The following is a 14,856-nucleotide window of genomic DNA, read 5'->3' as shown; positions in this document are numbered from 1 at the left end:
GGGAACGTTTCGTCGGTTGAAAGAGGGGGCTACTAAAGGGTTTACTCTAATTGAGTTGATGATCGTTGTTGTTATCGTTGCGATATTTGCTGCAATAGCAATTCCGAGTTATCAGGAATATGTGAGAAGAGCTAATGTCGCTATGGCGCAACAAGAAATGCAAAAGATTGCAGAACAATTAGAGCGCCATAAGGCAAAAAACTTTACTTATCGAAGCTTTGACCCGAATTTTATTTATAACGTCGTGGGGCCAATGAATTCAGTGACTTTGCCAAGAGGAGCAGTGAGTTCGGCGATTAAATATACAATTACAATCACAGATGCAGAAGCACCAACAAGATTGTTAACGGATACTACCGCTCCCGCGATTAGAGCCCGTAATTGGGTTATGATTGCGAGAACGAACGACGTTAGAAACTATGATTTGTTAATGACTAGTGCTGGAGTACGTTGTAAAAATAAAACAAAATTAAATGTTACAGATGCAGGGTGTGGTACAGAAGCAACAGGAAGGGAGGACTGGTAATCGTGCATAAAAATGGTTTTACCCTCATTGAGCTTATGATTGTTGTTGCGATTATTGGCGTATTGGCAGCGATCGCTTATCCAGCATATACAGGCTATAAAGTTCGAGTACAGCGTACAGATGCACAGGCTGAAATGTTGCAAATAGCACGTAATTTGGCAACATTTAAAATGGCAAATAATAGCTATGCAGGACGAACAGCAACAAATATTTATGGTGCAACGACGATACCCAGAGCACAGCCGCTATATGATATCGTATTGACTGATACGGATGGTGTAGCGCTTACTGCAACCTCTGCAAGAGTGAGAACTTGGTTGCTAATTGCAACACCTAAAGCAGGAACATTACAAGCTGGTAATGGTGTAATTTGCTTAAATGATCAAGGACAAAAATATTGGGAGAAAGCGGCAACAGTATGCGCACTATCCGCAACTTCTAATTGGGATGGTCGTTAACTCCCTCATAAAGTATCTTATCTTCAAGAAAAGCAAATATCGAAAGGTGTTTGCTTTTCTGCTTTCTAAAGTTTGGATAAGATTAATTTTTTAATATTTTGATTGTTTTTTATACTAAAAATAAGCTTAATTTTGTGTCATGTTTATCTTTATTTTAATAAATGTAGATTCATATTTAATATTTTTGCAGTTATCTGACAATATCTACCTTTCATCCATAAAAAATAGATTTCATGGTGTTTTGGTAGGAAATTGATAATTAAACATTAGAACATAAATCAAAACTATAAAAATTGTGCATATGGAGGGCGATATGCAACAAGTATATCATTCCAAGCTTAACGCTTCGCCTCATACTCGAAGCATAGCTATTGGGTCGAGCCATGCTCGATGTAAACCATGTCACTTCGAGCATAGCTCTCCGTCTTGCGCTCAGACAAAGTTGCACTTTGTTTATCCTCATACTCAAAGCACAGCTTTTCGTCTTTCTTGCGAGGCAGTGCCTCTCAGACCGAGCGTCGCTCGGTTTTATCGGGTCTCAGGATTTACGTTATTTGAACTGATCGTGACAATTACAATTATTGTAATTCTTGCTGTGATGGCTGCACCCTCTTTTGCAAGTATGTATTCACGTCAAAAACTAGAATCTTCAGCACGTGACGTGGCGATGAAAGTATCTGAGGCTAGGGCCCAAGCCGTGATGCTTCGAGAGTCAACTGGTGTTTGTCTAAGCTCGTTATCAGAAGCCAATTGTTCAACAGCACTTACGATCACGGATACCAATAAAAATAGGATCTTTGTGTCTCATTTAGAAAAAGGAGTCACAGTTGATAGTCGTTCAGAAACTTATCTTAAATTTAGAAACAATGGCAGTGTAGCTGCTGCTACCAATTTTATTTTACTGCGGAATGGCTTTTCTTATTGTATTGCTGTTGGGATAACGGGTGATACAACAATAAAAGAGGGAGCTTGCACATGAATTATAACAAACAAAAAGGTGTAGGTTTAGTTGAAGTTTTAGTTGCGCTATTACTTCTAGCAATTGCTGTACTAGGTTTTGCTGCCTTACAGTTGAAAGCGGTTGATGCCAGTTTGGAAGCGAGTAAGCAAGTGATTGGATTGACGATTGCTCGTGATTTGGCTGAACGGATGAGAGCAAACCCTCAAGCTGTTAGAGATGGAAATTATAATGTTGGTGCGTTAACCATTCCGACAGAAGATGTTGCAACAACGGCAGGCGATGCTGCAAGTATTGCAGAACAAGATTTAAATAATGCGGCTGTACAAGCGAAGAATAATGGAATGAATCTATCGATTGCTGACTGTCCAACTGGAAATACACGGCAGTGTATTTATGTCGCATGGGAAGAGACCACTTTGGCAGACAGTCAAGGGGTAGAGTCATGTATCAAAGACGGTGTGTATGTAAAAGGGTCACACTGTTTGTTTTTGGAGGCTTATTAAAATGAAAAGAAGTCTCTTAAAACATGCTGAGCACAGCTCGCTGCATTACATCGCTAGCCCTCGTACTCGAAGCAAGGCTCCTCGTCTTGCGCCATCGGGTCACTTCGAGCATAGCTCTCCGTCTTCTTGCGAGACGGAGTCTCTCAGGACAAAGTTTCACTTTGTTAACTCTCGCTCAGGATTTACCTTGATCGAACTCATGATTTCACTTGCGTTAGGTCTGATTATTGTTGCCGCCGCAATCCAGCTTTTTATTACAGGGGTAACGAGCTATAAGCTGCAAAAAGCGATGTCACATATTCAGGACAGTGCAAGTTTTGGCTTGAACTTTATTATTGATGATGTTCGTAAAGCCAATTTAAGCTCTCCAATCCCCGCTGTTAACGATCAAATTGCTTATTCTGGAATTATCCTGACATCGAATAATGTAGGGTCAAAAATCAATCTAAACTGTGCAACCTGTTTTTCTGATAATAAGTTAACGAGTTTTGGCAACGCGAATGTAGCAGGGTTAACCAATGACCAACTCCTAATTCGTTATCAGGCACCACAAGGGGGCTTTGATTGTTCTGGAAATACATTAGCAAAAGATACATTTGTGGTGCAAAGGTATTATGTGGGTTCAACTTCAACGGATTTGCGTCAATCGTTGCGCTGTCAGGCGGCCCAATATACACAAGCGCAACTTGATCTCCTCAGTGAAACAGATCCGCCGTTATCATTAGACTGGCAAGATAGTCAGGTTATTTTGCCGAATGTTGATTTTTTTCAGGTTCGTTTAGGTTATATCGATGGCGAACTGGATAATGCCGATAGCATACTCGCTTATACAGATATCAAAAACTATATGGCTTTGAGTGCTAAAAATAAAAATATTGATGGTGTAATGCAGCCTGTACGTCCACATGTTCATGCGATTCAGCTTGGTGTATTGGTCCAATCAGCAGATAGCGCTGGTAGTCAAAACATTATTAAAGAAAGAAATAAAGAACCATTTCAGGTGCTCGGTACCAAAGTAACACTCACACCCACATATCAAGATACTCGTTTACGCCAAGTGGTTGATCAAACAGTCTCGCTTAGAAATGCGATGGGTTGGGTGACTGAAGGTTGCGATAGTAGTGCAGGGTCAACATGTACAGGGGGGGCTTGAATATGATTCAGTATGAAAAAGGTTCAACGCTTATCATTGTGTTGATGATCGTATTGATGATTACGATTATAGGAACGCTTGCGATTCGTCAGAGTATTAGCTCATTGAAATTGGTGAGTAATAATCAAATGCAAACGTTGTTATTGCAAAACTCTGATGCTGCTCTGATGGCTTTTCAGGACCCTGCATTTCGACCGCATATTACCGCTACAAATGGAATCGTTGGATTTTTTAGAAATGAAAATCATCGAGAAGCTGAATTGGTATTTTGTTTTTCGGGGGCTGAGCCATTTCAATTAAGTAATGCAAGTTATCGGCTAAATAGCTCATCTTTCTTAAACATGACAACGGGTGGTGGAGCCTGTAATAACGATTCAGTATCTGGTGGCCGTTCGGCAGTAGTAACGCAGGTTTATATTAAACGAGAGACAGACGATGTATCAGTACCATTTGCTGACCTTGCTCGAGGGACTGAAAGCTTAGGAGCAAAAACTGAAAATAACATCCGTTTACGTGTCTATGTGGTATCGGTAATGAAGGGGCTGTTGTTCGATCCAAATAAGACGCTCTTTTTGGGGAGCACGGATACTAAACAGGGCTGTTTAACCAAAAGTATAGATAATGACGGCACAAATGAAGTGGCTGACTGTTTAAAGAATAATGAAGAAAGCCTTTTGTATAATATGCAAGTAGCAGAATATCGCTTCTTATCTGACTTTGAGCCATCAGGTTCATAAGGGAGAAAGGGTCATGAATAATAATAAAATGAAAAAACTAACAAAACGTGAGCGTAAGCAAAAAAATAGAACAAGAGGCTTGTTGTTGAGTTGCACGGTATTGTCGAGTTTTTTAGTGCTATCTTCAGTTGCATCTGCAAGCGATATTGAGATTTATCAGCAAAATAATAGTAGTAATACGATTATGTTGATGGTGGATTTATCCCAAAGTATGGGAGCGGATCCAATTGCAGATTTACAGCGTGACTATCCATTGTGTTTAAGTGGCAGTCTACTTGGCAATGTCACCAGTTTATTGGGCAGTATCGCAACGGTTGATCTTAATTTATTAGGCTTAGTGAAGTTAGATACTGGTGCGCCAACAGACCCACATTCTTGTTACATTCCTTCATTGCTGGTAACGCAAATTTTAGAAGGTGTTGATGGTATTACCAATCCTATTTTAGGTGCAGATTTACTCGGGTTGAGAGGGTCTGTGCAGTATATTAAAGACAGTTGTGAGCTGGTTGAGAATCCACCGTTGGCAATTGCAGGCCCAGCTTATCGTTGTTACAACCGTTTGTACCGTGTTAAACAAGCAATCCATGATGTGATTGACGGTAATTCAGGAAAAGGGATTGATGCTTTGCCTGATAACGTTTCTGTAGGTCTGTCTGTTTTTCCAGCTATGAATCAATCAGGCACTGGAAAAAATGAGTTGGCAGGTATGATTGCAGTTGAAGCAAAGCCGCTTGATGCCGCACAACGTGCCAAAATTAAAGCAAAAATAAGTGAAGTGAGTAGTGTTGATCCCGCGGCTAGTATTACCACAAAAGTGAATGAGCTGGTCGGAAAACTCTTGGCGCTTGATCTTGTTGGCTTGATTGTTGGTGCTTTAGGTACGATTCCGACTTTAATTAATGATTTAAAAAACCTAGCTGGCTTAAGTACACCGACAGCCACAGCCTATGCTGAAACGGGCGCTTATTTACTCAGTAACACCACTAAAGGTACTGGGATTGTTGAAGTTGGTCGTGCAAGAAAAATAGAAATAAGCCTTTTAGGTATTGGATTGATAAAATTAGGGGAGTATCAAGAATGTAGTACACTTGATGAGGTAGGAAAGTGTGTTAACTGGTCGGCTCCTTTTAGGGATAGTAGTTTATTAGGTCTAGGCGGAAATGCGCCTGGTTGGTATAAAAATCAATGTACATTAACAAATAGTACAAATTGCCATGATTTACCTACGACTGGTACATCTTTGATTGGTTTAGAACTCAATCAATGGAAATCTTTCTATCGTTATAATGGAAATCTTCAGTATGCATCTGCATATAGTGGTTTCCCTGTATCTACCTCTGCTAGTAAATCTGGCAATCGTTATGTCGGACCTCCAGCAACGAGTGCTGAGTGTAGTGCTAAAGGTTTGTATGTTTTGACAGGTAGTGTCCCAGATTTAAATCCAAATTTACTTGATGGATTATTAGGAGGGGCAACAAGAGAGCCATTTAACGCCAGCAATAATCCTGTTCGTAAATTAATGAGTCGATCATTAGACCCATCCAGTAATACCGTTTTTAATTGTGGCACTGTTCCGAGTGGCTGGACAAATGGTTCAACATCTGCGACATGGTCTTGTATTGCAAACTATGCAGGTATTCTAAAAGAAGGTACTTATAATAATGGTGTTGGTATAAAAACAGGTGTTGGCGGGATTGGTCGCGACTTTGCTCATATTCCAAATGCCAAAACCTCAGAGGAATTAGGGACGATTCAAGCACCGAAAACCGTTTTATCAAGCCTACTACAACCTGTAGCAAATATTGTAAAAGCATTAAACCCCGTTCTATCGTTGCTTGGTTTAGGGGATTTAATTGAAAAGCTTAATAAAATACTCAATAACGTACTGCCTGTACCTTTAGATCAAGCTGCTTATAATGCAGATGTTGCAAACTTGGCGCGTTGGGGAGTGCATGGCGGCGGCGGTTGGTATCAACTATCTAGTGCTCAAAGTATTGCTGAGGGGATTTTGGATTTTAACCAAAGCCTTGTCGAAATGGAGTCCGATCCAATTGGTTTGCAAACGCTTCCTGCTGATCCGCTTACCCCATATCGTATGACCAATGATGTTTATAAAAGTATGTTTGAACCGACCGAAAAAGCCAGTTGGTTGGGGAACTTCAAAAAATATTACACCCAAGATGATAATTCTGTTTATAAGCTTAAAGATGCGTGGAGTACAAGTGCACCTAGTTATGATGTCAAAGATTGGAATAAAGGTGGTCTGCTCGCCAAACTTGAGGATTTAAGTACCACTGAAAATACGACTGGACGTACCTTATTGATTAACCGTGATTGTGAAAATGATGGTCAGGGTAATATTCGATTTACTGCTACACGTCAACTTAAAGCCATTGATAATCATTATTTAGATACTTCAAATCAAAGTCGCTGTGTGCTTGATCCAAATAAGCGAGATAATGTGAAGGATGAAGATTATTATCTTATGAGTTTATTGGGTTACAAGTTAGAGAAGGGTGCGACCGCAAATGATCTAACTGAAGCCAATCGTAGTAATTGGCAAGTGGGCATGAATCTACATTCTACGCCAATAAAATTGACCCAAGAAGCGACTTTTGACGCAAATGGTGATGTTGTAGAGGATACTCGAAAAGATTATATGTTGTTTGGTACAACACAAGGTTTACTTCATGTAGTTGATGCTGAAACTGGAAAAGAGCAGTTTGCTTTTGTTCCAAATGAAATGCTTGAAAATAGCCGACAAAGGAATGCCTTCTTAAAAGAAAAAACAGGCTTAAAAGCCAATATGGCATACGGCATAGATGGGGCTTGGACCTTATATAGTGAATATGTTTATGGCATGAAAAAAGCGAGTAACGGGAGCAGTAAAGTTATAGCTACCGTTGGTTCAATAGACTCATCAAATAGTAAAGCGCCAAAGGGAAAACAAATTGCTTATGGTGGTTTACGTATGGGGGGGCGGAGTTACTATGCACTTGACTTGGTGAGTTTAAATACTCCGAAACTTAAATTTCATATTGATCCTGAGCATAGACGTATTATTAATCAAGATACGATTATAATAGATGACACGAATACACAAACAGCTTTAAGTCAAATGGGGCAGAGCTGGTCAAAACCGACCATTACTCAGGTCGCATGGAATGGTAAGCTGAAACGCGTCATGATCGTCGGTGGTGGTTATGACGCTCGGTATGAAGATCAAAACTATACACACCAAGCAAATGAAAAAGGTGCTGGTATATATATGTTTGATGCCGAAAGTGGTGCGCTTTTATGGTGGGCCAGTGCCAATGCTGCCAGTAGTTTAAAGATTGGGGCGATGAAATATAGTGTGGTGAGCCGGATTAATACCGCAGATCGTAATGGCGATGGTTTGACGGATCATCTTTATTTTGGAGATTTGGGTGGACAGGTTTGGCGTATAGATTTTGATTCGAAGTTGGGTGTGGGCAATAACGCTGGATTTGCTCGCCTTATTTTTACAAATTCAAAAGAGCGTTTTTATGAAGCGCCTAATTTTAGTGTATATGGTTACGAACAGCCCCGTGCAGTGATTAGCATTGCTTCAGGAAACCGTAGCCTTCCATTTAGTGATAAAAGTTCAACCAGTACGATTTATAATCTTTTTGATCGAGAAGTGATTCATCCTAATTTTAAATTTGAAGCCCGAAGTGCCACAGCAAAGTTTTTATTAAGCGACTTAAAAGAAATGAAAATCACTGATTTAAATGGTGTGGCTTTAACACTAGCTGACTTACAAGCTTCAGGTAATAAGCGTGTGCAAAATGGTTGGTATGTATCTGCTGAAACAGTGATTGGCAAGCAACTTGAACAAAATGGCAATGAAAAACAGATAACCAATACAGCGGCGAGCAAAGTATTGGGTGAAATGGTCGTGATGAATAAGAGCTTATATGCCAGTGTTTATAATCCAAACGGTACAATTGATGGTTGTCGGGTACAAGCGCAAGGCATTACTACGGTACAACGTTATTGTTTACCATTTGGTGTTTGTGAGCAAAATGTTTCCGAAATGAGCTTTGGTGCAGGTCGAGGTATTGTTGATGTTATGGCGGGTGTTGGTGCTGGACTTGATAAGAAAAATGAGGCGACGCGCCAAATTTTAAACCCAAATGCCAAAGATAGCATCGTTGGTGGAAATGCAATGCCAATCAACACCATGCGCCGTCAACTTGTGCCACTCAAATGGTATGAAAGCAATGAATAAACAATCGGCATTTACACTCATTGAACTGATGGTCACTGTCGCTATCATTGCTATTTTGGCAGCGATAGCGATCCCCAGCTATGACATTTACATACGCCGTGCAGATTTATCAACGGCACAACAAGAAATGCATAAAGTCGCTGCTCTATTAGAAAAACATCGGACACGTAACTTTAGTTATGATGGTTTCGTATTGAAAGGAACCTCGACAAATAAAGGACCTTACTTCGATGTTCCGAATGCAACCAATACAACTTTGCTGATTCCATTGGATACGACAACTGGAAAGCAAAAATTTACTTTGATTTTGAACGTAAATTCACAGGTTTGGTCACTCAAAGCCGAAAGCCAAAGTCCCCGTAATTATTCCTTATTACTCACCAGTACGGGTATAAAATGTAAAACCAAAACCACGGCCAATATTGCCAATCAGAGTTGTGGTACAGAATCAGAAGATTGGTAATGAATTTGGATTTCAAACATTTAAATTCAAAGCTGCGGATAACTTAATATTTAATCTTTCTTTCAGTCTAAATTTAACGTAGAATGTCGCCCTCTATTAAAGGGGTTTGAAATGCTGTCGATGGTCGGCGCAGGGATAATCCGTAAAAACTATAAGGTTGTTCTCATGGTTGTTATTCGTTTAGCGCGCGGTGGTGCAAAAAAACGTCCGTTCTATCAAATTATTGTGACTGATAGCCGCAATGCGCGTGATGGTCGTTTCATCGAGCGTATCGGTTTCTTTAACCCAACTGCACAAGGTCAAGCGGAAAAACTTCGTTTAGATGCTGATCGTTTTGCACACTGGGTTGCTCAAGGCGCTCAACCTTCAGAGCGTGTTGCTTCTTTAGCTGCTCAAGCTAAGAAAGCTGTAGCTGCTGCATAACTATTTGTATTGTAGTAGGTAACCCATGACACCAATACAGAATGTACCAGAAGATCGTATTCAGATTGGACAGTTACGTTCAGCTTATGGATTGAATGGGTGGCTTTGGGTTTATTCAAATACTGAACCTATGAGCAATATGTTTGACTACCTTCCTTGGTACATTGAGACCAAGGCAGGTTGGCAAACAATCGATGTGAAACGTTGGAAACCACATGGCAAAGGCTTGGTTGTTGCGTTAAAAGGTGTAAATGATCGCACTGGCGCAGAAAACTTAGTTGGCGTGGATATCTGGATTGCCAAATCACAGCTTCCAACAGCAGACGTGAACGAGTATTACTGGTCTGATCTTAAAGGCTTAACTGTGTTAGGGCTGGATGATGAAGAGCAAGAAGTTAATCTCGGTCAAATCTATGAGCTGTTTGAAACGGGTGCCAATGAAGTCATGGTTGTAAAAGCAACCCTTGACAGCGTTGACTCCGAGGAGCGCATGATTCCTTGGCACAAAGATGTGGTACAACGCGTTGATCTTGAAGCTGGTCGTATTTACGTCAATTGGGGCGTAGATTACTAATCCTTTAGAGGATAGTCGCGCAGCAGGATAATAAAGGAGTCTGCGGTGTTTTTTGCAGTCATCACATTATTTCCTGAAATGTTCGAAGCGATTACAGCATACGGGATTAGCGGGCGTGCATCGAAACGTGACATCGTGCAAGTCACTTGCATCAACCCACGAGATTTTGCTGAGGGCAACTACAAACGAGTGGATGAACGTCCATTTGGTGGTGGTCCTGGTATGGTGATGATGGCTGAGCCTTTGGCAAAAGCGATTTGCCATGCCAAACAACTTGCGACGCAAGCAGGCTGTGTTCATGCACCTGTGGTGTATATGTCACCGCAAGGGCAAACCTTAAATGAACAGGCAGTACAACAATTCGTTGATTATGATGGTTTGATTGTATTGTGTGGGCGTTATGAAGGGGTCGATGAACGTTTAATCCAGCATTATGTTGATCAAGAATGGTCAATTGGGGATTACGTTTTATCGGGTGGTGAACTGCCTGCGATGGTGTTATTAGACAGTATCATTCGTCGTTTGCCGAACGTTATGTCTGATGAACAGTCGGCAATACAAGATTCTTTTGTGGATGGTCTATTAGATTGTCCACAATATACCAAGCCTGACCATTTTGAAGGTTTGGATGTGCCTGAGGTTTTAAAATCTGGACATCATGCCAATATCGAGAAATGGCGGTTTTTGCAGCGCTATCAACGGACTTTAGATCGCCGACCAGAGTTGGTGGAAAAAGTTGAGTTGACCAAGCAGCAAAAAAAATGGTTACAAAGTTTAGATACTTAAAATTATTTAAGTATAAATAGGCTCTTTAAGACAGTCTGTTTTAAAGAGAAAGTTAAACGGGTCGATATGCGCTTTAGCCTCTATCCCCAGCGGTGTAAGAGACCTCTTCTCTCCCGCAATTATGGAGATTCCCACAATGAGTGGTAAACATCCTTTAGTTCAAGTAATTGAAAATGCACAGTTGAAAACTGATATCCCATCTTTTGCTCCAGGCGACACAGTTATTGTTTCGGTAAAAGTAAAAGAGGGTAACCGTGAACGTCTTCAGGCTTATGAAGGTGTTGTGATTGCGAAGAAAAACCGTGGTTTGAACTCAGCTTTCACTGTTCGTAAAATTTCTAGCGGTGTTGGTGTTGAGCGTGTTTTCCAAACTCACTCTCCAATCGTTGCTAAAATTGAAGTGAAACGTCGTGGTGATGTACGTCGTGCGAAACTTTACTACTTACGTGGATTGACTGGTAAAGCTGCACGTATTCGTGAAAAGTTACCAGCTCGTAAACAAGGTTAATTTTAACGTTGTTTTAAAGCAAAAAAATGCGCCAATAGGCGCATTTTTTTATGGCATATTTATTATTCTTATAATTTAAGTCACATAGTAGGTCGATGGTTCATATCGACAGGATCAAGCCCCAGCATTTGCATGATTGCTTTTAAGAACAAGTCATTGGGTTCGTGTATGCCTTAAGTGGTGAAAAAATGATCTTGAGTATCAAATTGGTGATTGGTCTACCTTTATCTGTATTCATAATGAGTTAAAGGTGCAACTTTTTCTGGATAGTTTTGCTAAAATGTCGCTTTGTATTTCGACTCTTATTTATGAAAAAAAGTGCTTATCGTCATCTAAGTGGTGTGTTTTTATTAAATAAGCCTTTAGGAATCAGTTCAAACTCAGCATTACAAAAAGTACGTCGACTGTTTAATGCTCAGAAAGCAGGGCACACAGGGTCTTTAGATCCTTTGGCGACAGGACTATTACCCATATGCTTGGGTGAGGCAACTAAGTTTTCACATTACTTACTCGATTCAAGCAAACGTTATCAAACGACAGTCAAGTTCGGTCAAACGACCACGACGGGTGATGTCGAAGGTGAAATTCTCCAGCAGAGAGAAGTACCACATCTAACCTTAGAAAGCATTGAACAGGTTTTGGCGCAATTTCGTAGTGATATTCAGCAAATTCCACCGATGTATTCAGCTTTAAAACGAGATGGGCGTCCGTTGTATGAGTTGGCGCGTCAAGGCATTGAGATTGAAAGAGAAGCACGTCCAGTCACGATTTATGACTTAACTTTGGTAAGCTTTACTGAAGATAGTCTGACTTTAGATGTGACATGTTCAAAAGGGACTTATATTCGTGTACTTGGCGAAGATATTGGTGAAGCCTTAGGTTGCGGCGGACATTTGACTCATTTGCATCGTATTCAAACAGGTCATTTTGAGATAAATCCAGACTATACCATTGAGTATTTGGAAAGCTTATCGCAAGAACAACGAGATGCTTTATTGCTTCCTGTATATGCACCTATTGCGCATTTTCCTAGAGTTCAGTTGCCAGAAGGACGTGAAAAGTATTTTGGCAATGGTCAGGAAAGTAATATTGAGCATGAGGCTGTTGCGGAAGTATTGGTGTTCGATGGTGAACGTTGTTTAGGTTTGGCTGAAATCACTGATAAGAAACGTCTCGTGCCAAAACGCCTCTTGAATTTGTAGAGTAATCATCGATGGAATGGGAACTGATTCTGAGTCTCGTGTTCTTTGCATTTTGTGCAGGAACTATTGATGCAGCTGTTGGCGGTGGGGGATTGATCCAAATCCCTGCCTTAATGGGGGCCTTACCTCAAACAGCCCCTGCCACTATTTTTGGTACCAATAAATTGGCATCCATCTGTGGTACAGCATCAGCAGCCTTTTCATTTGTACGACGAGTTAAATTGAAGTGGCCATTGTTGGCGGTTATTGCGCTCTTTGCCTTTGTGAGCTCTTTTGCTGGCGCTGCATGTGTATCAATGATTCCCACTCATATTTTAAGACCTTTCGTCTTGGTCATGCTGATCGTGATTGCGATTTATACCTTGATGAAAAAGCAGTTCGGCCAAGTCCATGTGGATCAACGAATCACACCAAAGTTACTGATTTTTGCTGCAATCGGTAGTCTTGCGATCGGTTTTTATGATGGAATTTTTGGTCCAGGAACGGGTAGTTTCTTTATTTTCTTCTTTATCCGTTTTTTACAGGTCGATTTTTTACATGCTTCAGCCCTGTCTAAAATTGGAAATTTCATGACCAATTTGGCTGCCTTGAGCTTTTTTATTCCGACAGGGCATGTGCTATTTGGTTTAGGTTTGATGATGGCTGTGGCCAATATTGCGGGTTCATTATTGGGCGTCCGTTTGGCCTTAAAATATGGCAGTGGATTTATCCGTATCCTCTTTCTGATTTTAGTGAGTATTTTAATTTGTCGCTTGGGCTATCAGATTTTGGTTGCAGCTTGAATCTAAAAGTTAAATTTTCACGACAAAAACATACTTAAATAGCACTGTATAAAAAAACGACACTTTCTATTATGGAAGATCAGCCAAGCACAACAACATGATAATGGATTTAAATCCTATGTTGATGATGTTAGCCAATCATAGAGGTGATCGATGAATATATTTGAAGCACTCCGAGAAAGTCATGAGCAACAACGTAGCCTAGCTCAGAAACTCATTGCGACCAGTGGTATGAGTGATGAACGAAAACAATTATTTAAATTATTGAAAAATGAATTATATGCTCATTCGGTTGCCGAGGATCGCTACTTATATATTCCATTGATGTTTGATGATGTGGGTTTAGGTATTACCCGCCATGCTTTGGCAGAACACCATGAAATGGATGAATTGATCGAAAAACTAGAAGAAACGGATATGAGTAATCCGAGCTGGTTGGCAACTGCTAAACAGCTCAGTGAGACAGTTCATCATCACTTAAAAGAAGAAGAACATACGTTTTTTCAACAGGCTGGGAAAATCCTCTCTGATCGCGAGAAAGAAAGCCTCGCTCAGAAATATTTAAAGGAATATGGTAAATATAAGGTCTCTGAAACTTAATACTGACCGATCAATCGCCACGTCAGGAAACTTGTTTTTCCCCGCGTAAGGTTACGCCGATGGAGGCTGCCATAATACAAGCAAGCGCAACCCATTGAATCAAGCTGATTTGCTCATGCAAGATGACCAAACCTGCTAAAGCAGCTAAGGCTGGTGCGAGGCTAGTGAGCGTACCATAGCTGAGTTTACTTAAGCGTTTGAGTGCCATTAAGTCCAGTGCATAAGGTATAGCTGTTGCTAGCACTGCAATGACTAAGGCTTTGCCCCAGTATTGGGTGTCAAGTAGGACTGGGGCGTTATTCCATAGACCAAAAGGCAATAGGATCAATGCCGATAAACCAATCGCAATGGTGAGCGCATGCATGCCTATATTTTGTTGCGCAACACGATGTCCATAATAAATATAAAAGGCCCAGAAAAACCCAGCACCGAGAGCACAAGCTGCCCCAATATAAGAAAAATTGTCTTGGTTGGCATCGTGCCATGGGACCATCAGTGCAATCCCTAATATTGCAAAAATCACCCAAATATAATCACTACGCTGTTTGATTGAGAGTAAGGCCAAACTCAAAGGTCCGATAAACTCCAAACCCACGGCAATCCCTTGGGGCAGTTTACCTAAAGAGGTATAAAACAAGATATTCATACAGCCCAGAGAAGCACTATAAAGCAATAGATCTCGCCATTTGAGTTGTTTGAGTTTGGATAAAATTGTCCATGAGCGGAACATGATTGCCACGATAATAGTCGCAAAGCACAGCCTTAAAATCGTCACTGTCAGTGGGTCGAGTGTTGTGATCAGTTGCTTGGCAAATGAGGCACTAATCTGATAGGCAACCATGGATAAAACCATGTACAGCACGGCAACCAATTGAAGATTTTTCATGGCAGATCTACCAAATAAGTTTAAGAAAACCTAAACAACAGG

General features: G+C 40.7%; 16 protein-coding genes. 15 read left to right on the top strand and 1 reads right to left on the bottom strand.

All coding sequences use genetic code 11. From position 1 onward, the window contains the following. Positions 1-58 precede the first annotated feature (58 nt). The 15 genes from EAH57_RS03875 to EAH57_RS03805 all read left to right on the top strand — a co-directional run bounded on the left by EAH57_RS03875 (position 59) and on the right by EAH57_RS03805 (position 13,928). On the top strand, positions 59-526 hold the full coding sequence (locus EAH57_RS03875) for a type IV pilin protein (RefSeq protein ID WP_416240484.1): 468 nt from the start codon (positions 59-61) through the stop codon (positions 524-526). A 35-nt stretch (positions 527-561) separates the two neighbouring features. After that, positions 562-984, top strand: coding sequence for a type IV pilin protein (locus EAH57_RS03870; protein WP_416240483.1), 423 nt, complete (start codon positions 562-564; stop codon positions 982-984). Positions 985-1,297: 313 nt separating this feature from the next. Continuing rightward, a complete protein-coding gene (locus EAH57_RS03865; protein ID WP_171407369.1) occupies positions 1,298-1,963 on the top strand; it encodes a pilus assembly FimT family protein in 666 nt (221 codons plus the stop codon). Beyond that, positions 1,960-2,448 carry a type IV pilus modification protein PilV gene (gene pilV / locus EAH57_RS03860; RefSeq protein ID WP_121928911.1) on the top strand — a complete coding sequence of 163 codons (489 nt, stop codon included), beginning with the start codon at positions 1,960-1,962 and terminating at the stop codon, positions 2,446-2,448. Before EAH57_RS03865 ends, pilV begins: the two co-directional genes overlap by 4 nt. A 1-nt stretch (position 2,449) precedes the next feature. Beyond that, positions 2,450-3,601, top strand: coding sequence for a PilW family protein (locus EAH57_RS03855; RefSeq protein WP_121928910.1), 1,152 nt, complete (start codon positions 2,450-2,452; stop codon positions 3,599-3,601). Between the two features lie 2 nt (positions 3,602-3,603). Beyond that, positions 3,604-4,338 (top strand): pilus assembly PilX family protein, encoded by a 735-nt coding sequence (locus EAH57_RS03850; RefSeq protein ID WP_121928909.1) that lies wholly within the window; start codon positions 3,604-3,606, stop codon positions 4,336-4,338. A gap of 13 nt (positions 4,339-4,351) precedes the next feature. Next, on the top strand, positions 4,352-8,590 hold the full coding sequence (locus EAH57_RS03845) for a PilC/PilY family type IV pilus protein (protein ID WP_121928908.1): 4,239 nt from the start codon (positions 4,352-4,354) through the stop codon (positions 8,588-8,590). After that, positions 8,574-9,053, top strand: coding sequence for a type IV pilin protein (locus EAH57_RS03840; protein ID WP_121928907.1), 480 nt, complete (start codon positions 8,574-8,576; stop codon positions 9,051-9,053). Before EAH57_RS03845 ends, EAH57_RS03840 begins: the two co-directional genes overlap by 17 nt. Positions 9,054-9,218: 165 nt before the next feature. After that, positions 9,219-9,476, top strand: a complete 258-nt coding sequence (rpsP, locus tag EAH57_RS03835; protein ID WP_165382351.1) for a 30S ribosomal protein S16 — start codon at positions 9,219-9,221, stop codon at positions 9,474-9,476. A 25-nt stretch (positions 9,477-9,501) separates the two neighbouring features. Further along, the gene (gene rimM, locus EAH57_RS03830) at positions 9,502-10,050 is read left to right on the top strand and encodes a ribosome maturation factor RimM (protein WP_121928905.1); all 549 of its coding nucleotides are present in this window, start codon (positions 9,502-9,504) and stop codon (positions 10,048-10,050) included. A gap of 45 nt (positions 10,051-10,095) precedes the next feature. Then, complete coding sequence (trmD, locus tag EAH57_RS03825) at positions 10,096-10,836, top strand: tRNA (guanosine(37)-N1)-methyltransferase TrmD (RefSeq protein WP_121928904.1); 741 nt, start codon at positions 10,096-10,098, stop codon at positions 10,834-10,836. Between the two features lie 136 nt (positions 10,837-10,972). Beyond that, on the top strand, positions 10,973-11,344 hold the full coding sequence (rplS, locus tag EAH57_RS03820) for a 50S ribosomal protein L19 (protein ID WP_121928903.1): 372 nt from the start codon (positions 10,973-10,975) through the stop codon (positions 11,342-11,344). 308 nt (positions 11,345-11,652) lie between these two features. Beyond that, positions 11,653-12,546: a tRNA pseudouridine(55) synthase TruB gene (gene truB / locus EAH57_RS03815; protein ID WP_121928902.1), complete on the top strand. Its 894-nt coding sequence runs from the start codon at positions 11,653-11,655 to the stop codon at positions 12,544-12,546. Between the two features lie 11 nt (positions 12,547-12,557). Then, positions 12,558-13,328 carry a TSUP family transporter gene (locus EAH57_RS03810; RefSeq protein WP_121928901.1) on the top strand — a complete coding sequence of 257 codons (771 nt, stop codon included), beginning with the start codon at positions 12,558-12,560 and terminating at the stop codon, positions 13,326-13,328. A 153-nt stretch (positions 13,329-13,481) separates the two neighbouring features. Further along, positions 13,482-13,928: a hemerythrin domain-containing protein gene (locus EAH57_RS03805; RefSeq protein WP_004673129.1), complete on the top strand. Its 447-nt coding sequence runs from the start codon at positions 13,482-13,484 to the stop codon at positions 13,926-13,928. Positions 13,929-13,950: 22 nt separating this feature from the next. On the opposite strand, the gene EAH57_RS03800 is transcribed toward EAH57_RS03805, so the two are convergent. Continuing rightward, positions 13,951-14,814, bottom strand: a complete 864-nt coding sequence (locus tag EAH57_RS03800) for an EamA family transporter (protein WP_121928900.1) — start codon at positions 14,812-14,814, stop codon at positions 13,951-13,953. Between the last annotated feature and the right edge of the window lie 42 nt (positions 14,815-14,856).

Source organism: Acinetobacter sp. 2JN-4 (genome assembly GCF_003687745.1).
Taxonomy (GTDB): domain Bacteria; phylum Pseudomonadota; class Gammaproteobacteria; order Pseudomonadales; family Moraxellaceae; genus Acinetobacter; species Acinetobacter halotolerans.
This window is presented reverse-complemented; position numbering and strand designations above follow the sequence as displayed.